Source organism: Streptosporangium sp. NBC_01639 (assembly GCF_045209755.1).
In the GTDB taxonomy this organism is placed as follows: domain Bacteria; phylum Actinomycetota; class Actinomycetes; order Streptosporangiales; family Streptosporangiaceae; genus Streptosporangium.
In genome coordinates, this window is the sequence record NZ_CP109272.1 from 2,773,168 (window position 1) to 2,794,908 (window position 21,741).

At 69.5% G+C, this 21,741-nt stretch carries 19 protein-coding genes; 8 read left to right on the forward strand and 11 right to left on the reverse strand.

The annotated features are described in order from the left end of the window. Nucleotides 1-40: 40 nt before the first annotated feature. The gene (locus OHA77_RS12475; protein ID WP_326820469.1) at nt 41-1,708 is read right to left on the reverse strand and encodes a methylmalonyl-CoA mutase family protein; all 1,668 of its coding nucleotides are present in this window, start codon (nt 1,706-1,708) and stop codon (nt 41-43) included. Between the two features lie 130 nt (nt 1,709-1,838). Beyond that, on the reverse strand, nt 1,839-2,372 hold the full coding sequence (locus OHA77_RS12480; RefSeq protein WP_326820468.1) for a MarR family transcriptional regulator: 534 nt from the start codon (nt 2,370-2,372) through the stop codon (nt 1,839-1,841). 284 nt (nt 2,373-2,656) lie between these two features. Between OHA77_RS12480 and OHA77_RS12485 the strand changes: the two genes are divergently transcribed. Both OHA77_RS12485 and OHA77_RS12490 read left to right on the forward strand, forming a co-directional pair. Then, nucleotides 2,657-4,105 (forward strand): hypothetical protein, encoded by a 1,449-nt coding sequence (locus tag OHA77_RS12485; protein WP_406318182.1) that lies wholly within the window; start codon nt 2,657-2,659, stop codon nt 4,103-4,105. Nucleotides 4,106-4,135: 30 nt separating this feature from the next. Further along, entirely contained in the window at nt 4,136-4,810 is a 675-nt protein-coding gene (locus tag OHA77_RS12490) for a DUF4230 domain-containing protein (RefSeq protein ID WP_406318184.1), read from the forward strand. Here the strand turns inward: OHA77_RS12490 and meaB are convergent, their stop codons facing one another. Together meaB and OHA77_RS12500 are read right to left on the reverse strand one after the other, a co-directional pair. Continuing rightward, nucleotides 4,811-5,749: a methylmalonyl Co-A mutase-associated GTPase MeaB gene (gene meaB, locus OHA77_RS12495; protein WP_406319817.1), complete on the reverse strand. Its 939-nt coding sequence runs from the start codon at nt 5,747-5,749 to the stop codon at nt 4,811-4,813. It abuts the gene before it with no gap. 71 nt (nt 5,750-5,820) lie between these two features. After that, the gene (locus OHA77_RS12500; protein ID WP_406318186.1) at nt 5,821-7,008 is read right to left on the reverse strand and encodes an acetyl-CoA C-acetyltransferase; all 1,188 of its coding nucleotides are present in this window, start codon (nt 7,006-7,008) and stop codon (nt 5,821-5,823) included. Between the two features lie 84 nt (nt 7,009-7,092). Here OHA77_RS12500 and mce point away from each other — a divergent pair, with 84 nt between their 5' ends. The 3 genes from mce (at nt 7,093) to OHA77_RS12515 (ending at nt 10,307) form a co-directional block, all read left to right on the forward strand. After that, nucleotides 7,093-7,515, forward strand: coding sequence for a methylmalonyl-CoA epimerase (mce, locus tag OHA77_RS12505; RefSeq protein ID WP_326820464.1), 423 nt, complete (start codon nt 7,093-7,095; stop codon nt 7,513-7,515). 197 nt (nt 7,516-7,712) lie between these two features. After that, nucleotides 7,713-8,996 (forward strand): DivIVA domain-containing protein, encoded by a 1,284-nt coding sequence (locus OHA77_RS12510; RefSeq protein WP_406318188.1) that lies wholly within the window; start codon nt 7,713-7,715, stop codon nt 8,994-8,996. A 138-nt stretch (nt 8,997-9,134) separates the two neighbouring features. Continuing rightward, nucleotides 9,135-10,307: an AI-2E family transporter gene (locus tag OHA77_RS12515; RefSeq protein WP_406318190.1), complete on the forward strand. Its 1,173-nt coding sequence runs from the start codon at nt 9,135-9,137 to the stop codon at nt 10,305-10,307. Here the strand turns inward: OHA77_RS12515 and OHA77_RS12520 are convergent. From OHA77_RS12520 to OHA77_RS12535, 4 genes are all read right to left on the reverse strand, one after another. Continuing rightward, nucleotides 10,267-11,058, reverse strand: coding sequence for an alpha/beta fold hydrolase (locus OHA77_RS12520; protein ID WP_406318191.1), 792 nt, complete (start codon nt 11,056-11,058; stop codon nt 10,267-10,269). The genes OHA77_RS12515 and OHA77_RS12520 overlap by 41 nt on opposite strands. A 77-nt stretch (nt 11,059-11,135) precedes the next feature. Continuing rightward, nucleotides 11,136-11,849, reverse strand: coding sequence for an alpha/beta hydrolase (locus OHA77_RS12525; RefSeq protein WP_406318192.1), 714 nt, complete (start codon nt 11,847-11,849; stop codon nt 11,136-11,138). A gap of 190 nt (nt 11,850-12,039) precedes the next feature. Continuing rightward, nucleotides 12,040-12,291 carry an ATP/GTP-binding protein gene (locus tag OHA77_RS12530; RefSeq protein ID WP_326820459.1) on the reverse strand — a complete coding sequence of 84 codons (252 nt, stop codon included), beginning with the start codon at nt 12,289-12,291 and terminating at the stop codon, nt 12,040-12,042. 83 nt (nt 12,292-12,374) lie between these two features. Then, nucleotides 12,375-12,641: a hypothetical protein gene (locus tag OHA77_RS12535; RefSeq protein WP_406318194.1), complete on the reverse strand. Its 267-nt coding sequence runs from the start codon at nt 12,639-12,641 to the stop codon at nt 12,375-12,377. 252 nt (nt 12,642-12,893) lie between these two features. Here OHA77_RS12535 and nucS point away from each other — a divergent pair, with 252 nt between their 5' ends. Further along, on the forward strand, nt 12,894-13,553 hold the full coding sequence (nucS, locus tag OHA77_RS12540; RefSeq protein ID WP_326820458.1) for an endonuclease NucS: 660 nt from the start codon (nt 12,894-12,896) through the stop codon (nt 13,551-13,553). 533 nt (nt 13,554-14,086) lie between these two features. Continuing rightward, complete coding sequence (locus OHA77_RS12545; RefSeq protein WP_326820457.1) at nt 14,087-14,668, forward strand: TetR family transcriptional regulator; 582 nt, start codon at nt 14,087-14,089, stop codon at nt 14,666-14,668. Nucleotides 14,669-14,781: 113 nt separating this feature from the next. Here the strand turns inward: OHA77_RS12545 and OHA77_RS12550 are convergent, their stop codons facing one another. The 3 genes from OHA77_RS12550 to OHA77_RS12560 all read right to left on the reverse strand — a co-directional run bounded on the left by OHA77_RS12550 (nt 14,782) and on the right by OHA77_RS12560 (nt 20,999). Further along, nucleotides 14,782-15,099, reverse strand: coding sequence for an STAS domain-containing protein (locus OHA77_RS12550; RefSeq protein WP_326820456.1), 318 nt, complete (start codon nt 15,097-15,099; stop codon nt 14,782-14,784). A 1,425-nt stretch (nt 15,100-16,524) separates the two neighbouring features. Continuing rightward, nucleotides 16,525-17,184 carry a hypothetical protein gene (locus OHA77_RS12555; protein WP_406318195.1) on the reverse strand — a complete coding sequence of 220 codons (660 nt, stop codon included), beginning with the start codon at nt 17,182-17,184 and terminating at the stop codon, nt 16,525-16,527. A 659-nt stretch (nt 17,185-17,843) separates the two neighbouring features. Beyond that, nucleotides 17,844-20,999, reverse strand: coding sequence for a S41 family peptidase (locus OHA77_RS12560; RefSeq protein ID WP_406318196.1), 3,156 nt, complete (start codon nt 20,997-20,999; stop codon nt 17,844-17,846). Nucleotides 21,000-21,063: 64 nt separating this feature from the next. Here OHA77_RS12560 and OHA77_RS12565 point away from each other — a divergent pair, with 64 nt between their 5' ends. After that, a complete protein-coding gene (locus tag OHA77_RS12565; RefSeq protein ID WP_406318197.1) occupies nt 21,064-21,654 on the forward strand; it encodes a cob(I)yrinic acid a,c-diamide adenosyltransferase in 591 nt (196 codons plus the stop codon). Nucleotides 21,655-21,741: the final 87 nt, after the last annotated feature.

Sequence of the window (21,741 nt, forward strand, 5' to 3'; positions counted from 1 at the left end):
AATCCTGCCGTATCCCGATTGCTGCCCCGACTCGCCACCGCTAGAAGCGGGCGGGCTCGGTGTAGACACCCCATTCGTCGCGGAGCGCGTCGCAGATCTCGCCCAGTGTCGCCTCGGCCCGCGCCGCGTCGAGCATGGTCGGGATCAGGTTGCCCGCACCCCTGGCGACCTGCGCCATCGCGGCCAGCGCGGCGTCCACGGCCGCCTGGTCCCGGCCGGCCCGGCGGGCGGCGAGGACCCGGTTCTGCTCGCGCTCGACCTCGTGGCTGACCCGCAGGATTTCCAGCGGCTCGCCGATGGAGGCCGTGTGGCAGTTGACCCCGACGATCCGCTTGTCCCCTTTCTCCAGCTTGCGCTGGTAGTCGAAGGCGGCCTCGGCGATCTCGGACATGAACCAGCCGTCCTCGATGCCGCGCAGGATGCCCGAGGTCATCGTCCCGTCATGGCCCATGTCCCGGATCTTCGCGAAGATCGCCTCCGCCTCGGCCTCAAGCCGGTCGGTCAGCGCCTCGACGTACCAGGACCCGCCGAGCGGGTCGGCCACGTTGACGACCTCGGTCTCCTCCATGATCACCTGCTGGGTGCGCAGCGCGATCTCGGCGGCCTTCTCCGAGGGCAGCGCCAGGACCTCGTCCAGGGCGTTCGTGTGCAGCGAGTTGGTGCCGCCCAGCACGGCCGCGAGCGCCTCCACCGCGGTGCGCACCACGTTGTTGTACGGCTGCTGCGCGGTGAGCGAGACGCCCGCCGTCTGGGTGTGGAAGCGCAGCCACTGGGCCTTGTCGGTCCTGGCCCCGTAGACGTCGCGCAGCCACCGCGCCCAGATCCGGCGCGCCGCCCGGAACTTGGCGATCTCCTCGAAGAAGTCGATGTGCGCGTCGAAGAAGAACGACAGGCCGGGGGCGAAGACGTCGATGTCCAACCCGCGCGACAGGCCGAGCTCCACGTAGCCGAACCCGTCGGCCAGGGTGAAGGCCAGCTCCTGGGCGGCCGTGGAGCCGGCTTCGCGGATGTGGTAGCCGGAGACGCTGAGCGGCTTGTAGGCCGGGATGTCGGCGGCGCAGAACTCCATCAGGTCGCCGATCAGCCGCAGGTGCGGCTCGGGAGCGAACAGCCACTCCTTCTGTGCGATGTACTCCTTGAAGATGTCGGTCTGCAGCGTCCCGTTGAGCTTGCCGACCGGGACCCCCTGACGCTCGGCGGCGACGACGTACATGCAGAAGATCGGGACGGCCGGACCGCTGATCGTCATCGAAGTGGTGATGTCACCGAGCGGGATGCCGTCGAAGAGCAGGTCCATGTCCGACGCGGAGTCGATCGCCACCCCGCAGTGGCCCACCTCGCCGAGCGAACGCGGGTCGTCGGAGTCACGGCCCATCAGCGTCGGCATGTCGAAGGCCACGCTCAGCCCGCCGCCACCCGCGCCCAGGATCATCTTGTAGCGCTCGTTGGTCTGCCGGGCGTTGCCGAAACCGGCGAACTGCCGGATGGTCCACGCCTTGCCCCGGTAGCCGGTGGGGTGCAGACCCCGGGTGAAGGGATACTCCCCCGGCCAGCCGATGCCCTCCATCCGCGGGTCGTCACCGCTCGGCCCGTAGACCGGCGCCACGTCGATGCCGGAGAGCGTCCGGAACTCGGACTCCCGTTTGGCGGCCCCGTCGAACCGCGCCTGCCAGCGCGCCCGTCCCGCCTCGATCTCCTCGGCGTCCATAGCCAACTCCCTTGTACGGCTTGCGGCTTTCCACCCATGGCTTGTGGCCTCGAGAAAATACTAGGACGTCCTAGTAATTTTTGGCCAGAGCCACCCCGGACCGTTCCGGCCGGACCGGGAAGCCCGCGGGTCAGCCCTCGAAGTCCCCCGCCGCCACCCGCAGGGTGCGGAGCAGGCCGAACATCTGCTCCCGCTCGGCCTCGCCGTACATGGTCATGGCGAAATCGGCGCCCATCAGATCGGCGGTCGCCCGGGTCACGACCGCACGGCCCCGCTCGGTGATCTCCGCCAGCACCCCGCGACCGTCCCGGGGGTTGCGCCTGCGGCATACCAGTCCGGCCCGCTCCAGCCGGTCGACGGTGTTCGTCACGCTCGTGGGGTGCACCATCAGGCGCTCCCCGATCCTGGACAGCGGCAGCGCCCCCGTCTTGCTGAAGGTCAGCAGGACCAGCGCCTCGTACCGGGCGAAGGTCAAGTCATGTGGTTTGAGTAGCGTGTCCAGTTGCGAGAGCAGGATCTGGTGCGCTCTCATGATCGACGTGACGGCGGCCATGGCCGAGGACGGCCCGAAGTGAACGCGCCACGTCTCCGCGGCGCGCTCGATGGGGTCGAACGGCAAATTCAGCTGACCTGTAGCCACAGGGCTACGGTAGCGCGGCCTCATCCCGGTTCGCCCATATACGTAGAGTCACCGGGCTGACGGTTTCACCAAGAACCCGGGCACCAAACATCACTCTCAGTTATGGTTCCCACATCGAATGGTGAGGGCGTTGCCAAATGGCCACGCGGACTCAGTCCGGCCTGCGGGGGATGCAGACCGGATCGGTCGCCGAGGGGACCGGCTGCCGCATTCACTGCACGGGGGGTGCTTGATGACCGACAACTCAATGGCGTTCAGACGCCGTACGGACTGCCGATCGGCCGACATGGCGTGGATCCGTTCCACGCGTGCCGGTGCGTGAGCGCAGGGGCGTTTCACGCGAGGAGCTCCAGCAGAGCGCATTGGTGGCGGTCGCCATCCTGCTCGTGCTCGGAGTGTTCGCGGCGTGGAGCGTCCTGATCCCAGGGGTCAGCGCGTGGGAGAACATCATCGTCGCGGTGATCGGCTCGCTGCGGCTCACCGGTCCGGTGGCCGCGGCGTTCGCGGCCTGGGTGGCGGTGCGCAGACGGCGCGGGACCGGCGGGCAGTCACTGACCACCTGGCAGGCGGTGCGCGCTCCGCTGGCCATCCTGGTGGTGGTCGGAGGCTCGTTCGTCGCGACGCTGCTGGTCCTGGCGGTCAGGACCATGCTCACCGAACAGGCGGGCCGGCTGCTGCCCAGCGGACTGGTGATGGGCATGGCCGGGCTGGCGCTGTACGTCGCCATCGGCTGGGTGACCGGCTGGCTGCTGCCCTGGACGATCACGCCGATGCTCGCCGGCCTCGGCTGCTACGGCCTGTTCACCTGGCTGATCCAGGGGGCGACCTGGGCCGACCGGCTGGCCCCCGCCACGCGGGAGCCGTACGACCCGTTCCGGGGGCTCAGCGCCACGGCCCTGACCGACCAGACCCTGTGGCTGCTGGGTCTCAGCGCCGCGCTGCTGCTCGGCTGGGCCGCGATGGTGACCCGGCAGGCGCTCGTGCTGGCCGCCGCGCTGCTCGCCGTCCTGGCCGCCGGGACCGGGGTGGCCCGGCTGCTCGGCGAACCTCAGACGATCTCCGCCCAGAAGGTGGTCTACAGCTGCCAGGAGTGGCCGATCATGGTCTGCGTGCACCCGGGGATGCGCCCCGGGCTGCCCGAGCTCGGCTCCGCGTTCGTCAAGATCGCTTCGAGGCTGGCCGGGACACCCGGCGAGTTCTCCCGGCTGGAGCAGCACCCCCGGAGCGGAGGAGCGGTCAGCCTCCCCGCCGGGGCGGCCCCGATCCACGTGGACGACCTGGCCACCGGCTTCGCCGACGAGGCGGCCGACGAGTTCGTCGAGAACCTGGCCCAGCGGTGCGACGGCACCCCGGCAGGCGGATACCGGGACATCGTGGTCGCGTGGCTGCTCGGCAAGCCGCTGCCCGGCGGCCCGCTCCCCGAGCACCAGTACGCCGCCGCGTGGTTCTCCGGTCTCACCGACGCCCAGCGGCGGGACTGGCTCCGGCTGCACTACTCCGAGTTCGCCGCGTGCCGGCTACAGAGCAGTCACTTCGGCGGACAGCCAGAAGAGACCGGACAGCCAGTTCAACCCGGACACAAGCGGCAGGTCGCCCGGACAACACCGTATCCGCAGGTCCACCCCTCCCATCAGGCCCCCGCCCCGGCGCCCGCCGTCACCTCGGTCCCGCCGCACGTCCCCATGGACGCCCCCGCCGGAAACCGGGGGCGGACACCCGGCACCGGAGCCGACAAGATCACCTCAGGCTCGGTGTGAGAAAGCGGCCGCCAGGGGAAGGAGACCGTCGTGAAAGCCCCCCAAGAAGCACCACCAGTCGCCCCCTCGGCGCCTCGCCGGCGCCGCTGGCGCTTCCTCGCCGGGCTGCTCGTCGTCGTGGTCCTCCTCGTCGTGGGCGTCCGCCTGACCTGGTCGTGGCTGGACCCGTTCGGCGAGAGCACGGTCGACCGCAGCCAGCCCGTGCTGCTGCAGTCCATTCACAACCTCAGCCGCTTCGAGGCGGCCACCGGTAACTTCCAGGTCGTCGTGGACCTGGAGAAGGACGCCGCCTTCCTGCCCGACGCCGTCAAGGGCAGCCGGACGCTGTTCGTCGGCGCGGGCGGTGTCGACGCCTACGTCGACTTCGGCGGGCTCGCCACCGGCGCGCTGACCATGTCACCGGACCGCAAGGAGGTCACGGTGAAACTGCCGCGCGCCCAGCTCGAAAAGCCCAACCTCGACAACAAGCGCTCCTACGTCTACGCCCAGCAGCGCGGCCTGTTCGACCGGGTCGAGGACTTCCTGTCCTCCTCCCCCGCCGACCAGCAGGAGCTCTACCTGCTGGCCGAGAAGAAGATCGCCGAGGCTGCGCAGGCCAGTGACCTGCGAAACCGGGCCGACCAGAACACCAAGGCCATGCTGCAGAGCATGCTGGGAACCCTGGGCTTCGAGAAGGTCACCGTCAAGCTCGCCGACGAGCCCTGATCACCCGATGGCCGACAGGAGTTCGTCGGCCGCCCGGTAGGGGTCGAGATCGGCGTCCAGCACGCGGGTGGCGAGGGCGTCGAGGCGCTGGTCGCCGTGGAGGTCGGCGAAGCGCGAGCGGAGGGCCGCCAGGGCGATGGCCTCGATCTCGTCGCGCGCCCTGACATGGCGCCGGCGGTCGAGCTCGCCGGACTTCTCCAGGTAGACGAGGTGTGCGTCAAGGGCGTCGGCCACGTCCTCGGCCCCCTCGCCCCGGTAGGCGACGGTCGGCACGATCGGCGGCTTCCAGGCCCGCTCGACCAGGGCGGTCATGTTGCGGAGCTCGCGGACGGTCGCCTGGGCGCCGTCACGGTCGGCCTTGTTCACCACGAACACGTCCGCGATCTCAAGGATCCCCGCCTTCGCCGCCTGGATGCCGTCACCCATGCCCGGCGCGAGCAGCACGACGGTGGTGTCGGCCAGTGAGGCGATGTCCACCTCCGCCTGACCGACCCCGACGGTCTCGACGAGGATGACCTCGCACCCGGCGGCGTCCAGGACGCGCAGCGCCTGGGGCGTGGCCCAGGACAGCCCGCCCAGATGACCGCGGCTGGCCATCGACCGGATGAACACCTCCGGGTCGGTGGCGTGGTCCTGCATGCGCACCCGGTCGCCGAGCAGCGCCCCGCCGGTGAACGGTGAGGACGGGTCCACCGCGAGCACGCCGACCTTCCTGCCCCGCCTGCGGAACGCACCGACCAGCATCCCGGTGGAGGTGGACTTGCCCACTCCGGGAGAACCGGTCAGCCCGATGACGCGGGCCCGGTACGGCCGGCCCGCACAGAGTCGTGCCGTGATCTCCCTGAGCAGCGGGGAGCCGTTCTCCACCATGGAGATCAGCCGGGCCACGGCCCGGGGCTGCCCGCCCCGCGCCCGCGCCACCAGGTCGGAGATCTCCAGGGCGGCGGAGCGGCCGCCCGGAACTCCCGCGGCGGGCGACCCCGCGTGCCGATCGGCGACGCCTCCCACGGTCAGGCCGAGGGGACGCGGATGATCAGGGCGTCGCCCTGACCGCCGCCGCCGCACAGGCCCGCGGCGCCGAGCCCGCCGCCCCGGCGCCTGAGCTCGTGGGCGAGGGCCAGCACGATGCGGGCGCCGGAGGCGCCGATCGGGTGGCCGACGGCGATGCCGCCGCCGTTGACGTTGACCTTGTCGAGGGGGACGCCGAGCTCCTTGACCGACTGGAGGACGACCTGGGCGAAGGCCTCGTTGATCTCCAGCAGGTCGAGGTCGCCGGCCGTGAGCCCCTGCTTGCCGAGGGCATGCTTGATCGCGTTGGCGGGCTGGGACTGGAGCGAGTTGTCGGGACCGGCGACGTTGCCGTGCGCGCCGATCTCGGCCAGCCACTCAAGGCCCAGCTCCTCGGCCTTGGCCCTGGACATCACGACGACCGCGCAGGCACCGTCGGAGATCTGCGAGGCGGAGCCGGCGGTGATGGTGCCGTCCTTACTGAAGGCCGGCCGCAGCCGTCCCAGGGTCTCGGCGGTGGTGTCCGCGCGCACTCCCTCGTCCGCGGAGAAGACCACCGGATCCCCCTTGCGCTGCGGGATCGGCACCGGAACGATCTCGTCGTCGAACACGCCGTTCTTGATCGCGGCGGCGGCGAGCTCGTGGGAGCGGGCGGAGAACACGTCCTGCTCCTCACGGGTCAGGCCGAGACGCGCGTTGTGCCGCTCGGTGGACTCGCCCATGGACACCTGGTCGTAGGCGTCGGTCAGGCCGTCGAAGGCCATCGAGTCCACGATGTCGGCGCCGCCGTACTTCACACCCCTGCGCAGGCCGGTCATCAGGTGCGGGGCGTTCGACATGGACTCCATGCCGCCCGCGACCACGATGTCGAACTCGCCCGCCCTGATGAGCTGGTCGGCCAGGGCGATGGCGTCCAGCCCGGACAGGCAGACCTTGTTGATCGTCAGTGACGGCACGGTCATCGGGATCCCGGCCTTGACGGCGGCCTGACGGGAGGGGATCTGGCCCGCCCCGGCCTGGAGCACCTGGCCCATGATCACGTACTGCACGGCCTCGGGGGCGACCCCGGCGCGCTCCAGCGCGGCCTTGATGGCGATGCCGCCGAGCTCGACGGCCGACATGCCGGACAGCGAACCGAGCAGCCGGCCGATGGGGGTACGAGCTCCGGCGACGATGACGGAACCAGACATATGGGGAGCCTCCCTGGCGGGACTTGGGATGACTTTGCCACCATACCTATGAGTACCCCATCGATCGCTATGGAGGCCGACGCCATGTTCACCCGGATCGACCATGTGGGAATCGCCTGTCACGATCTCGAGGAGAAGATCGCGCTCTTCGAGCAGACCTTCGAGCTCACCGTGGTGGCACGCGAGGTCAACGAGGCACAGGGCGTCAGGGAGGCGATGCTGCACATCGCCGACGGCGAGGGCGGCGGCTCCTACATCCAGCTCCTCGAACCCCTCGGCCCCGACACGCCGGTCGGCAAGTTTCTCGCCAAGCGCGGGGAGGGGGTTCATCATGTCGCGTTCGGCGTGACGGACGTTACCGCGGCGATGGGGGAAATTGGGGGCAAGGGCATCAGATTGCTGGACGAGAAACCCAGGCATGGCTCTATGGGCTCCTCGATCGCATTCCTGCACCCCAAGGACGTGGGGGGAATGCTGACCGAACTCGTACAGGCGCAAAAGCACTGATCGAGTCTTGTGTCAAACGCAAGAAAGGTTCATACGTAACAAGTCACGCAGAAAGTCCGAGGGGACCTCCAATACGGCGGCACCAGAGTACGCTGGCCTACCACCGGACGTGGATCCCGCCCCGGCTCCCCCCTCGGATGTCCGAAATCCCCCGTCCGGCCCGTGTAGCCGTCTCGACAACCCAGGATCGAGCCTCCATGCAGTCCGACATCGACGCCCAGCTCAACAATTTCTTTGAAGACGCCCCCGCTCGGGAATTCGACGTGGTGCTCCGTGGCTATGACCGGCACCAGGTCCTTGACCATCTGAAGCAGGTCAACAACGAGCTCCACCAAGCCCGGGAGCAGGTTCAGGGCCTGCAGCGGGATCTGGCCGACTCCCAGCGCCAGCTCCAGGAGCAGGAGCGTCCGACCTACTCGGGCCTCGGTGCACGGATCGAGCAGCTGCTCCGCCTCGCCGAGGAACAGGCCACCGAGCTGGTCCAGGCCGCGCGCTCCGAAGCGAACGAGATCAAGGCCGCGTCCAAGGTCGACGCCGCCGACCTGCGCGCCGCAGCCGAGAACGAGGCGGCCGAGAAGCGCGCCCTCGCCACCCGCGAGGTCGACGAGATGCGCACCAGCGCCGAGCGCGACGCCGAGGAGATCCGCTCGACCGCCCGCCGCGAAGCCGACGAGCTGACCGCCACCACCGAGCGCGAGGTCGCCAAGCTGCGGGCCACCGCCGACCACGAGGTGGCCGAGAAGCGCGCCGACGCCGAGCGCGAGATCGCCAAGCTGCGCACCACCACCGAGCGCGAGGTGGCCCAGCTGCGGGCTTCGACCAAGCGCGAGCGTGACGAGATCCTCACCACCGCCAAACGCCAGGCCGACGAGATGCGCGCCCAGGCCCAGCGGGTCATGGAAGAGTCCGAGGCCAAGCGCGCCCAGGACGAGGCCGAGTTCGAGATCCAGCTCGCCGCCCGCCGCGAGGAGGCCGAGCGCCAGGAGGCCGAGCGCCACGCCACCGCGCAGGCCAACACCCAGAAGCTGGTCTCCGAGGCCGAGCAGCGCGCGGCCACCGCCGAGCAGCGCGCCACCAAGGCCACCCAGCAGGCCGAGCAGACCCGCCGCGAGGCCGACACGCACGCCAAGCAACTGCTCGCCAACGCGCGTAAGAACGCCGACCAGCTCGTCGCCGAGGCGAAGACGAGCGCCGAGTCGATCGTCTCCGACGCCAAGACCGAGTCCGAGCGGAGCCGGTCCGTCGCCCAGCGCCAGGTCGACGAGCTGACCCGCCAGCGCGACAGCATCACCAGCCACCTCGCGCAGCTGCGCCAGCTGCTCGGTGGCGCGCCGCTCCCGGCCTCCGAGCCGGAGCCGGCCATCTCCGCGGCTCCGGTCAAGCCGGCCATTCCCGCCGCCACCAACGGCAGCGAGAAGCCGGCGCCGGCGCCCGCCAAGGCCGAGACGAAGGACGACGACGCGGAGTGGTGGCAGGAGTAGGCGCCGTCGCCGCGGGGCGTTGACAACGGCTACGGGAGGGCCTGGTGACCTTGGAGGTCGCCAGGCCCTCCTTCTTTCCGCGCCGCTCCACGCACCCCGCACCGCGCGGTTCGCGCACCCTCAGAGCTAGGATCAGCCGTGCCCGAAGCCTCACAGACAGCCGGCGCGCCCACGGCGTCCGCCCCGGCCCCGCGCCCCGCCTCGAACGCCCCGCGCCCCGCCTCGAACGACCTCACCGCCGAGGCGCCCAGAGAGCACGCGGCACCGTACGGCCGGCCCGGCAAACCGCTGACCAAGAACCCCTTCCTGCTCGGCCTGACCGCCGGGATGGGCCTGCTGACGTCGCTGGCGCTGGCACTGGCCCTGGTCACCTCATACAGCGTGATCGTGCTGGTCGTGGTGGCGATGTTCCTCGCCCTGGGGCTGAACCCCGCCGTCGAGTCGTTGCAGGGACGCCGGCTGGCCCGCCGCTGGGCGATCTCGATCGTCTTCGGCGGGGTGATCCTGTTCTTCGTCCTCTTCGGGCTGGCGATCGTCCCCCCGGTGACACAGGAGGTGGCCTCGTTCGTCGGCGCGGTTCCCGGATACGTCCAGGAGCTGCTCGCCAACCCCACCCTGAAGGAACTGGACAGCGACTACCAGATCCTGACCAGGATCGGCGACTACATCACCAGCGGCGGCCTCGCCCAGACCGTGGCGGGAGGCCTGGTCGGCGCGGGGGCGGTGGTGTTCAACGCGTTCTTCTCCGGCGTCACGCTGCTGGTCCTGACGCTGTACTTCCTCGGCTCGCTGCCCTCGATCAAGGACTACCTCTTCAAGCTCGTGCCCAACAGCCGCAGGGAGCGGACCCGGGCCCTCGGCGATGAGATCATCAACGGTATCGGCGGCTACGTGGCCGGCAACCTGCTGATCTCGGTGATCGCGGGCATCATCACCTGGGTGGTCCTCGCCGTCCTGGGCGTCGAGTACGCGCTGGCACTCGCCCTGGTGGTGGCGGTCACCGACCTGATCCCGCTGGTCGGCGCGACGATCGGCGCGGTGCTGGTGAGCGGGGTGGCGCTGCTCCAGTCGGGGACGCTCGGCATCATCTGCGCGATCTTCTTCGTGGTCTACCAGCAGATCGAGAACTATCTGATCTATCCGCGCGTGATGAAGCGCTCGGTGGACGTGGCTCCGGCGGTCACCGTGATCGCCGCGCTGTTCGGCGGCGCGCTGCTCGGCATCGTCGGCGCGCTACTGGCCATCCCGGTGGCCGCGGCGATCGCACTGATCATCCGCGAGGTGGTGTTCCCCCGGCAAGCCCGGCTATGAAGTCGGACACCGCGCGGTTGAACGCCTCGGGCTGTTCGACCGCGCTCAGATGCCCCGCCTTCCCGATCACGGTCAGCCGGGCATCCGGCACGGCCTCGACCATCGTCTCGGCGTCGGAGAGCGGGGTGAGCGCGTCCTCCTCCCCCACGATCACCAGGGCGGGCACCTTGAGCCCGCGCAGGGTGTCGAAGGAGTCGGGGCGCGCCGCCATGGCCCGCTGGGCCCAGGCCACGGCCTTGGGCGGGGCCGACTGGACCAGCCCGCGCACCCGGCCGGAGACCATCGCCCTGCGCTGCGCGGTGGTCGTTCCCAGCAGCGCCGGAAACACCTCCTCCACCAGGATCGAGGTATCCCCGTCGAGCACGGCGGCGGCGATGCGCTCGCGGTTCGCCCTGGCCGGCTCGGGGTCGGCGCTCGCCTTGGTGTCGGCGAGGACCACTCCCAGCACCCGGTCGGGATGGCGGCGGCACAGGGCCATCGTCACGTAGCCGCCCATGGACAGGCCACCGACGACGGCACGGTCGATGCCCTCGTGGTCGAGCAGGCGCACGACGTCGTCGGCCATCACGTCGAGGGAGGGGTCCTCGTCGGCGAGCACCGAGCCGCCGAAGCCGCGCAGGTCGGGAGTGATGACCTTGCAGACGGCGCTCAGGGTCTCGCGCTGGGCCAGCCACATGGCAGAGGACAGGGGGAACGCGTGAAGGAGGACGACCGGAAGCCCCTCGCCCGTCGAACGCGTGTACAGGTGCACGCACTCCACCGTAATCGCGGACTTCCGATCTGGCATCCCTTGGACGCACACCGATCCGCGCCGGCGTCCCGGGCGCCCTACGGCCCGGCGACCTCGACGGGGAGGGGGTGGGCGGCCGGATTGACCCGCCGGACGATCTCATTGAGGACGATCCGCACGTACGGCTCGCCGACCCACAGGTGCTTGGCGCCCTCCACTCCGACGACCTCGGCCTGGGGCACCCGGGCGAAGCGCTTGCGGGCCTCCTCCGGCTGGAGGTAGTCGTCGAACTCCGGGACCAGCGCGGTCAGCGGCCGGCCGAACTCCGCCCACGAATCGAGGTCGGCGTCGGTGGCCCGGTGCAGCGGCGGGGAGAGGAGGACGGCTCCCTCGACGAGCGGGTCGTTCCCCCACTTGAGCACGAGTTCGGTGCCGAAGGACCAGCCGACCAGCCAGGACCGGGGGAGGTCGTGGAAGTCGGCGTACTCCAGTGCGGCGGCGACGTCGAGGCGTTCCGTCTGCCCCTCGCCGAAGGCGCCCTGGGAGGTGCCCCGGTCGGAGGTGGTGCCCCGGGTGTTGAAGCGCAGCACTGCCAGATCCGCCAGTGCGGGCAGCCGGTTGGCGGCCTTCTTGTAGATGTGGCTGTCCATCATGCCGCCGTGCGTGGGCAGCGGGTGCAGGCAGATCAGGGTGGCCACCGGGGGCTTGTCTGCCGGAAGGGCCAGCTCACCGACGAGCGTCAGCCCGTCACCGGTGTGCAGCTCGATCGGTTCCCTGCGCGCGGGCAGCACCGTAGAGGCCCGGATCTCCATGAATTCTCCACTCCGTCTCGTGACCGGGCGCCGGTGGACCGGTGGTCCGGGGGCGGGCGCCGTACGGTCGTTCCCCATCCGTGGTCCCGCACCGGTGGACCGGAGGTCCGAGGGTGGGCGCCGTACGGTCGTTCCCCATTGGTGGTCCCACGCCGGCGGACCGGAGGTCCGCCGGCGTGGGTGACCGTCTTCAGTATCGGGTCCGGCCGGGGCCGCGTTTGACCCGGTTGCGCCAGCACGCCGTGTGCCAGTGCCTCCGCTCGTCCTCTCCGCCCGCCCACGCGGGCCAGCTCACCAGGTGCGGCAGGCCCGATCTGATCTCCTGGTCGCAGCCGGGGCACCGGTAGACCTTGTCCGCTCCGGCTCCGGTGACCCGGCGCACGTGCCAGTCGCCGTCGGGCCACTCCTCCACCTGGTCGACACCGGGGACGAACTGTCCCACGGGCCGGGAGGATGCCGCGCCACGGCCGCCACCGCGGGCGCCACCACGGGTGAAAGGGTCTGCCCGGCGGGCTTTACGGGGGCTCATGGCAGGTCGCGGATGCTTCGTATCCCGGCCGTGACGAGCTGATCGAGCAGCGGCGCCGGAACCGCCGCCTCTCCGGCCAGGCCGGCCTCGCCCAGCCCGCCCCCGGCCGAGGACCCCGCCGGGCGGCCGCGCCTCCGCTCCAGCGCCGCCGGGCCGGTCCTCACCCCGATGACCGCGAGACCCGCACGGGCGAACGCGCCGTCGATCCTCGCACCCGTCGTGCCGGGCCCGGCCACTCCGGCCGACCCAAAAGCGCCTGTCATCGCTCTCCCCACCACACCAGCATCGCCCCGCGAGATTCCGTCCAGGCCGGCGACCGCCCGTTCCGGCGCCGCCACAGTCTCCCAGAGGGGACTGGCTACCCAGGAAATGGAGGGTACCTCGCTTGTAGGCCTCTATCGGATATGAGCCCGAGGGCCTGGTTGTCCCTCGCCGGCGAGGGATGCCGGAAGCCACTTCCCCGGCCGGACGGATTCAAGGAGAGCCAGGCCCCGTCGGGCCGGTAGGGTTCGGGCATGCGTCTGGTCATCGCGCGGTGCAGCGTGGATTACGTCGGAAAGCTCACCGCCCATCTTCCGATGGCGCCCCGGCTCATCCTCCTCAAAGCCGACAGCAGCATCTCCATCCATGCCGACGATCGTGCGTTCAAGCCGTTGAACTGGATGAACCCGCCGTGCAAACTCCGCGAGGAGGAGGGCACCTGGACGGTGACCCACGGCAAGACCGGCGAGAAGCTCGTCCTCACCATGGAGGAGATCCTCCATGACTCCAGCCACGAGCTGGGCGTGGACCCCGGCCTGGTGAAGGACGGCGTCGAGGCGCACCTGCAGGAGCTGCTGGCCGAGCACATCACCACTCTGGGCGCGGGCTGGACTCTGGTCCGTCGCGAATACATGACGGCGATCGGCCCGGTGGACATCCTCTGCCGCGACCACACGGGGGCGACCGTGGCCGTGGAGCTCAAGCGCCGCGGTGACATCGACGGCGTCGAGCAGCTCACCCGCTATCTGGAGCTCCTCAACCGCGACCCGCTGCTCGCTCCGGTGAAGGGCGTCTTCGCCGCCCAGGAGATCAGACCGCAGGCTCGCGTGCTCGCCGGTGACCGCGGCATCGACTGCGTCGTCCTCGACTACGACAAGCTGCGGGGCATCGAGCGCAACGACACCCTGTTCTGACGTGTGCGGCGTGACCGCCCCAGCCGTATCGAGAGGATGTCAACCCCGCCACCCGGCTCCCGGACCGGCTGCTGAACACCGCGTCGGTCCTCCCGCTTAAATGGATGTGCCAGGGTTTCCCCGGTTTCCCCGGGGCGACGGCGGCGCCGCGCCGGAGCCCACGAAGTCCTGCGAACTCGACCGGGTCGCCCTCGTCCTGGGAGCGTGGATCGTCGGCGAACGGGGACCGTGCCGACCATCGAAGTGGCAGAGTGACCGTCGTGACGTTTCGCAACGGACCCCATCCGGTAGGTGAGCGACGGCCTTGTTTCGTTCGATCGCGCGCCAGAGATACTGACTGACCAGTCAGCCTTGCCATCTCCTTGCATGGACGACTGAAAAAGTAGCAAACTTACTCTTCCACAAAAAGGATCTTGCACCCATAATGGTGGATTCTGGGGGACAAGATCACGAGGTGGAAGTGATAAAGCGAGCATTTGTCAAGTCCATATCGACGACGGAGACTTGACATGAATCAGCGATCATACAGAGGAATGTCAGCGGAAGAGCGACTGGCCGAGCGTCGGCAACGCTTGGTCACCGCCGCGTACACGCTCTACGCCGACCTCGGCTTCCCCGAGACCACGATCGAGAAGCTGTGCGCCTTGGCCCGCATCTCCAACCGTGCATTCTACGAGTGTTTCTCCGGCCGTGACGAGCTGATGCAGGCGGTGCACGACAGATGCGTGCAGGAGTCGGTGCTGGCGGTGGCGAAGTCCATGGAACAGACGCCGGAGACGCTGACCGCCCGGGTCGAGGTGGGCATCGCCGCGTACATCACCTTCGTCACCGAGGACGAGCGCCGCGCCAGGATCCTGCACCTGGAGGTGCGGCGGGCGGGTGACTGTCTCACCAGTTCACGGCAGCAGGCCGTGGCGGTGTTCATCCAGATCATGGAGAAGAACATCTTCGATCTGCCGGAGACCACCAGAGCCAACCAGCGTCTGCTGGCGCTGGGCGTGATCGGCGCCATGCAGGAACTGCTCATCGAGTGGGTGCTGGCCGACGACCCGCCCAAGGTGGACCAGCTGATCAGCACCGCCCTGCACATCTTCCGCCGGTCTTTCGCGACGTGAACGTCGGCGGATGAGAAGAGCGCAGCAACCGGCCACCGCACAGCCGCAGTGGCCGGGCCGTACGGTGGGCCACCCTCCGCACGCGATCCGAGACGGATGGTCTCCGGCGGGGGTCAGGCGACCGCGGCCATCGGAAGCTCGACGGTGAGGACCCTGTTGAGCCGGGTCACGGCCAGCACCCGCATGATCCGCGGCGGCACCCCGCGCAGGATGAGACGGCGTTCCGCGCCCAGCGCGCGGCGGTGCGTACCCACCAGCACCCCGAGACCGGTGGCGTCGATCATCTCCAGGCCCGACAGATCCACGATCAGGTCGCCGCTGCCGGAGTCGACCGCCCCGTGCAGCCGCGGACGCACACCGGCGACGGTACCCACGTCAAGCCGGCTGCCGACGCTGACCACCTGGGCTCTGGATTTCTCCGTGACGCGCATTCCTCCTCCTCAGGCCGGCCCGCAGGGCGGGAGCGGCCAATGTGCTGTTCTGGTCCGCCACCGCCGCCAGACGGTCACGTAGCGCTTTCGAACAGTTTCCCAGGGTGAAAAAAGAGACGAAGACCACCTGTCTTCATGCTCGGGCTTTCTGCCACCCTGAACTACCCGTGCCCAGCCCCAAGAAAAAAATACGATTCGGAGCCAACCTTTTTGCTGGGCGGAGTGAATCGCGGTGATCCCCGGCTTGGTGATGGCGTTGGGCAGATAGTTACGCACAGTGCCCTGGCCAGGTGCAGAGAGGCCGCGATTCCCCCGAGCGGTGCACCCTGTGCGGCCAGAGCCAGGGCATCGCGCTCACGCTCGGTGAGCGGGCTCTCCCCGCCATCATCGCCGAGGCTGCCATCTCAGGGTCGAGGTAGCGCCTGCCGGAGTTTACCCGACGGATGGCGGTCGCCGACTCGTCGGCGGAGGCGTCCTCGGGAAAGACCGCGAACCCGAGCATCAGCACGGTTCGCCCTTCGGGTCGGATGACAAATGTCATCTACGGGCGGGGGGCAGCGCCGGGCGGCGGCGGGTGTTCGGAGTTTCGGTGTGCGGTGGAGGTGTTCGAGGGTTCGCCGTGCGCGCTGCGGGTGTTCGGGTTTTCGCCGTGCGCGCTGCGGTGGGTGGGTGTTCCGGCCGGCCGTCGCAGTCACCGTCTCGTTTTTCAGGCCTCCGGCCTGACGGGCGCGCTGGTCGCGCTTTTTTACAAGCCGGCCGGAACACCCACCCACCTCCGCGCCAGACGGCCCCGCCGTACGGCGTGCGGACCGCAGTTTCCTGCTTTCGGACCGCCCATGGATCTCGCTGACGCTGAAGCAATCCGTACGGGACCGTTCAGAGCCGATCGCCGTAGCTGACGCGTACCTCTCCGACCAGTGCAGAGCCGAGGGCCGCAGAGAGGAGGATCGAGAGGAAGTGCGGGCTCGCCGACTGGTGATCGTTTGTTGGGAAGTGCACGGTCGGATTGCCCGGAGGGCGTGCACTTCCCAACAAACGATCTTTGTGGGGGCTTGGCGGGGCTCGATTACAGTCCAGCGCATCGGACAAACTTCCACTTTGCCGGGGGCTCTGACCGGCGTACCAGCTTTGAGGGGTCGGCTAACGGCGCGTTGAAACCAGACCATGCGACCTATGTCCGGGTCACTCCTGGCAGCCCAGCCCTGGAAGGCCTGGAAAGGGGCCGAGCCGGCTGTCATCCTCGGCATCGAGAACATCAACAGCTTCCGCGTCCAACTGTCCCAGTGGTCCCACCAGGGCTACATCAACAAGATCGGACAGCTCTCTACGGACCATGCCCGCGAGCACTTGAGCCTTTGTCAGCAGGCTCTGAGGTTTCCTTCCGAGCGCATCCCGGAAGGAAACTCATCTGCTGGCCGAGGAGGCTTACAGCGAGTCAGCTCCCCTGGAGTAGTTTCGTTGCCGCTGCACGCCGAGAAAACGGACCACCACCACGCCGATGATCACGGCAGCTGCCGTCCACACAACCCATTGCCCGATGGTCGTGATCACCTCGTTCCTGCCGGGTGGCCTCACGACCATCTGGACGGCCGCACCGACCGGCACGGTCACTTTGGCGAGCACACCGATCGCTCCCGGCCGCCCGGCACATGACCCTATGGCACCCAAAATTGGCCCGAGTACAACACTCGCCGCCCACCAGAAGACCGTGTCAAGCCCGTAGGAGCCAAGCGGGACATCGTGGACGACCGTATCCACGGCATAGTACGCCGCCGTGGCGGCGAGCAGGGTCACTACACCGGCAACAGCGCCCCGGGTCAGCGCCCGGGCCCCAAGGCCGCTCTGCTTGGCGCGGGTGGCCAGGAACCCGGCCAGCACCGCCAGCCCGGCCCATGCCCAGCCAGAGTCCAACAGCACGCTCACGATCTCAATGATCGACCACCCGCTGGTCGTCGCTTCCCGGCTTTCCAGATCCACAGAAAGATGGGCTACGGCGTTGGCCAGGGAGGTCGCCGCGCCGAACACCGCACCGGCCGCCAGAACGCCTACCAGGCTTTTACCAGCCGGTCGCAAGTTGTCGATCATGGACAACATTCTGCCGAAACAGGTCGTGACGGACAATCGGAAGGAACCAGAGCAGGTTCCCATCGGGACATCAGCGGCATATGCCGAGAGCGCCAAACAGTCTGCCGGCTCGGTGCCGCTACAGCTCATGGACATAAGCAATACAGTTGCGGATCTCCCAACTGTTACCCGCCAGGGAGACGATCTCCACCAGATCCCCAATGATCGCAGGCCGCCGCGTTTCACCCGCAGGAGGGTTCGGTGCTGTCAGGGGAGGGGCAGTTCATCGCATGTGAGCTGAAACCAGACCGCCCCGCCGATCTCGTCGTCGTGACTGCTTCCCCAGGCGTCCATCTCTCCAACGTGTGATCCTGCCCTGACTACCTCCAATACGAGATATCTGACGAACCTGGAGCCCTCATCACTGCGATGGGGGCTCCAGGTTTTTGTCGCTATGCACGTGCCCCGTTGGGGTCTCTCTCACCTTGAAGGCAAGTCAACCGAGGTGAGAGAGACCCCTTGCCAGGATGAAACCCGGCGTAAGCCTTCTCGAAGTCCCTCGTCACTCCGGCGTGGTGTTCTCGTGCGGACAATCATCGCTTTTTCGCGTTTTAGCAGGTAGTCGCCGATGTCACCGATGTGCTACGGATCTCTCAGCCCCATCGGATGACAGATGTCGTCTACGGGCGGGGCGGCAGCGCCGGGCGGCGGCGGGACGGACGGGTCGCGGTGTCGGGCGGGGTCGCCGCGGGCCTGTCGGCGAGAGCGGCCAGTGCGAGCCGTACGGCCTCCTCGATCTGCGGGTCCCGGCCGGCCGCCCAGTCCTCGGGGGTGATGTCCACCTCGATGTCGGGGTCGACGCCGTAGTTCTCCACGCCCCAGCCGAGCCCCTCGAACCAGAACCCGTACCGGGGCACGGTGATGTGCGACCCGTCGGCCAGGCGGTGGCTGCCGTCGATGCCGATGACACCGCCCCAGGTACGGGTGCCCACCACCGGTCCCAGCTTGTAGATCTTGAAACCGGCGGTGACGATGTCACCGTCGGATCCGGCGTCCTGGTCGGTGACCGCGACCAGCGGGCCCCGCGGAGCCTCCTCCGGATAGGTGATCGGCTCCAGCCCCCTGGGCGGGGCCCAGCCGATGACCCGGCGGAGCAGCTTCTCGATGACGAGCTGGGAGGTGTGGCCGCCCCGGTTGCCCCGGACGTCCACGACGAGCCCCTCGAAGGTCATCTCCCTGCGCAGGTCACGGTGGAACTGCGCCCAGCCCTCGGCGACCATGTCCGGGATGTGCAGGTAGCCCAGGCGGCCGTCGCCCAGCCGGCGGACGTGCGCCCGGCGGCCGGCCACCCAGTCCTGGTAACGCAGGCGGCGCTCGTTGCCGAGCGGGGTGACGACGGCCCTGCGGCCACCGCCGAGGGTCAGCTCCACCGGCTTGTCCGCCGCGCCGACCAGCAGCGGCGCGGGGCCCTCCGGCGGCACCGGGCGGCCGTCGACCGCCAGCAGCGTCTCCCCCGGCTGGATGACGGCGCCGGGCGCGGCCAGCGGCGAGCGGGCGTACACGTCGGAGGACTCGCCGGGCAGCACCCGGTCCACCTGCCAGCGGCCGTCGTCGTTCCTGGACAGGTCGGCGCCGAGCAGGCCGACCGCGTCGGACGCGGGATGTCCCCAGGGAGCGGCGTCGACGTAGGCGTGCGAGCTGCCGAGCTCTCCGACGACCTCCCAGAGCAGGTCGGCGAAGTCGTCGGCGGTGGCGACGCGCTCCACCAGCGGCCGATACTCCGCCAGTACGGCGTCCCACTCGACGTCCGCCATGTCGGCGACCCAGAAGTCCGCGCGGATCCGGCGGCCCATCTGGGCGTAGGCGTGCCGCCGGTAGGCCTGCGGGTCGGCGGTCACCCGAACCCGCGACAGGTCGACGGCCGCGTCGTCGCCGCCGTTCTTGCCGGTCACCGGGCGGACGGTGAGCGCGCCCTTGTCCCGGACGACGAGCTGGGTGCCGTCGCCGCTCACCCAGTAGCAGTCAAGCTTGTCGACCACTTCCTCGCACGTGCGCTTGGCCAGGTCGTAGCGGTCCAGCGCAGGACGGAGACGCTCACCGCCCACCTTGTCACGGTCCTCACCGAGCTCCCCGGCCAGCGGCTCGCGCAGCCAGACGAACCCGCCCTTGACCGCGCGGAGCTCCGAGTAACGGCCCTCGGGCACCGGTACCTGCACGACCCTGGCGGCGATGCCCTCCAGATCGACGGTGATCGTGGCGTCGTCCTTACGCTTCTTCCTGTCGTCGTCTTCGGGCTCGCCGACGGCACGCCCGTCGGAGCTGGGCGCGAACGGCGACGGGGTCGCCGCGGCCAGCGGCACCAGGTAGGGGCGGTAGCCGAAAGGGAAGGACATGTCGAAGGAGTGCGCGTCGTAGACCGGGTCGAATCCCCGCCGCGACAGGAACGCCAGATGGTCCCCGGCGAACGCGGGCGAGACATCCACGAACCGGCCGTCGGTGACATCGGTGATGACCCGGTCCACCGCCCTGACCAGCCGGATCCGGCGCAGCGGCGGCGCCTCCGGGTGCGACCAGGCCAGCCAGGCGGAGTCGGGCGACCAGACCAGCCCGTCGATCTCCCCGTTGGCGGCGGTCAGCTCGGTGACCTCGCCGGAGGCCACGTCCACCAGGAGCAGCCGTCCGTCCCTGGCGGCCACGGCGACGGTGCCCCCGTCGGGCGCGACCGCCAGATCGCCGACCTCGCCGAGCCTGCCCGCGGCGATCCTGCGACTCTCCCCGCCACTCGCCGGACCGATCTCCAGTCCCTGCAGCTCACCGTCGTCGAACACCCACACCACCTGGTCCTTGCCCAGGATGCGCGGTTTCCCGGCCGACAGGCCGGTGCTGAGCTGCCGCGCCGGCCCGTCCCGGTGGGTGACCCAGTGCACCGAGCCCTGGACCTCCACCGCGCTGGCCCGGCCGGTCGCGTCCACGGCCAGGTCATGCAACCTCCACCCCGCATTGACCTGGTACGGCTGCCGCCCCAGGAGCGGGGAACCGAGCGTGACGTCAAGCTTGCGCGCCTCGGCGTCGAGCCCGTCCAGCAGGTAGAGGTCACCCGCGTTCTGGTAGACGATCCGGCTCCCGTCGGTGGTGGCGTGCCGGGCGTAGAAGACGTCGTGGTCGGTGTGCCGACGCAGGCCGGTGCCGTCCAGGGCGCAGGAGTAGAGGTTGCCCACGCCTTCATGGTCGGAGAGGAAGACCAGACGTCCGCCGACGAGCATCGGGTTGGCGAAGTGCCCCTTCACCCCCGCCAGCAGCCGGGTGAAGTCACCGTCGGCCTGCCGCACCCAGATACGCCCCGCCGTACCGCCCCGGTAACGCTTCCAGGTCGCCGGGTCCCGGGCGAGAGAGGCGGTGAGCAGCGCCACGGCCTCTCCGGTGATCGACAGGTCGGTGACCGGGCCGTAGGGCAGCCGCTCGATCTGACCGTCGGCGAGCGCGTGGGCCCAGGTCCGCGAGGCGAACGGCTGGCCGGTCGCGCTGATCGCCAGGACTTCGCCGTCCGGCGTCCAGCCCCGCGTGCGGGTCCGGGGGTCGCCCCAGTGGGTCAGCCGTTCGGCGGAACCGGACTCCAGATCGGCCAGGAACACTTCGGGCGCACCGTCGCGGACGCTGGTCCAGGCCACCTTCGTGGCGTCGGGAGAAAGCCGGGGATGGCCGGCGGGTGCCCTGTCCGAGGAGAGACGCCAGGCCCGGCCCCCGCCGGAGGGAGCCGCCCAGACGTCGTCGTCGGCGACGAAGGTGAGCGTTTCACGGGAGATATGGGGGAATCGCAGGTAAGAACCAGAGACCATCGGTAAAGCATATTGTCCAATATCTGACAAGCCTCACGATTTTCGCACCGATACGCTGAGTCTCATGACGCGAGCTGACAGGGACGAGCCGGTGGTGCTCTCCAAGATTTACACCCGCACCGGCGACGACGGCACCACCGCGCTCGGTGACATGAGCCGCACCCGGAAGACCGACCCCCGGCTGGCCGCCTACGCGGACGTGGAGGAGGCCAACGCGGCGATAGGGGCGGCGCTGGCCATGGGCTCGCTCGACGAGGACATCGCCGACGTCCTCGTCCGGATCCAGAACGAGCTGTTCGACGTCGGTGCCGACCTGTGCTCCCCGATCGTGGAGAACCCCGAGTTCCCGCCCCTGCGGGTCGAGCCGTCCTACATCGAGTGGCTGGAAGCGCGGTGTGACGAGTTCAACGGGCCGCTCAAGCCGCTGCGCAGCTTCATCCTCCCCGGCGGCACCCCTGCCGTCGCCCAGCTCCATGTGGCCAGGACGGTGACCCGGCGAGCCGAGCGGACCACCTGGTCGGCCCTGGAGGCCCACGACGACGTCAACCCGCTGACCGCGAAGTATCTCAACCGGCTGAGCGACCTGCTGTTCATTCTCTGCCGGGTCGCCGCCCACGGCGAGGAGATTCTCTGGAAGCCGGGCGGCACCCGCTAGTCACGCGCCTTCCCGATCATCCGAGCGAGCATTTCGGCCCGAGGGCCACGCCGTTCGCAGCGCCCGAGCAAGCGTCTCGGCCTGAGG

Coding starts and splice junctions, on each gene's coding strand:
- OHA77_RS12475 (WP_326820469.1), bottom strand. CDS start 1,708: ATGGACGCCGAGGAGATCGAGGCGGGACGGGCGCGCTGGCAGGCGCGG.
- OHA77_RS12480 (WP_326820468.1), bottom strand. CDS start 2,372: ATGAGGCCGCGCTACCGTAGCCCTGTGGCTACAGGTCAGCTGAATTTG.
- OHA77_RS12500 (WP_406318186.1), bottom strand. CDS start 7,008: ATGTCTGGTTCCGTCATCGTCGCCGGAGCTCGTACCCCCATCGGCCGG.
- mce (WP_326820464.1), top strand. CDS start 7,093: ATGTTCACCCGGATCGACCATGTGGGAATCGCCTGTCACGATCTCGAG.
- OHA77_RS12510 (WP_406318188.1), top strand. CDS start 7,713: ATGCAGTCCGACATCGACGCCCAGCTCAACAATTTCTTTGAAGACGCC.
- OHA77_RS12525 (WP_406318192.1), bottom strand. CDS start 11,849: ATGGAGATCCGGGCCTCTACGGTGCTGCCCGCGCGCAGGGAACCGATC.
- OHA77_RS12535 (WP_406318194.1), bottom strand. CDS start 12,641: ATGACAGGCGCTTTTGGGTCGGCCGGAGTGGCCGGGCCCGGCACGACG.
- nucS (WP_326820458.1), top strand. CDS start 12,894: ATGCGTCTGGTCATCGCGCGGTGCAGCGTGGATTACGTCGGAAAGCTC.
- OHA77_RS12545 (WP_326820457.1), top strand. CDS start 14,087: ATGTCAGCGGAAGAGCGACTGGCCGAGCGTCGGCAACGCTTGGTCACC.
- OHA77_RS12550 (WP_326820456.1), bottom strand. CDS start 15,099: ATGCGCGTCACGGAGAAATCCAGAGCCCAGGTGGTCAGCGTCGGCAGC.
- OHA77_RS12555 (WP_406318195.1), bottom strand. CDS start 17,184: ATGATCGACAACTTGCGACCGGCTGGTAAAAGCCTGGTAGGCGTTCTG.
- OHA77_RS12560 (WP_406318196.1), bottom strand. CDS start 20,999: ATGGTCTCTGGTTCTTACCTGCGATTCCCCCATATCTCCCGTGAAACG.
- OHA77_RS12565 (WP_406318197.1), top strand. CDS start 21,064: ATGACGCGAGCTGACAGGGACGAGCCGGTGGTGCTCTCCAAGATTTAC.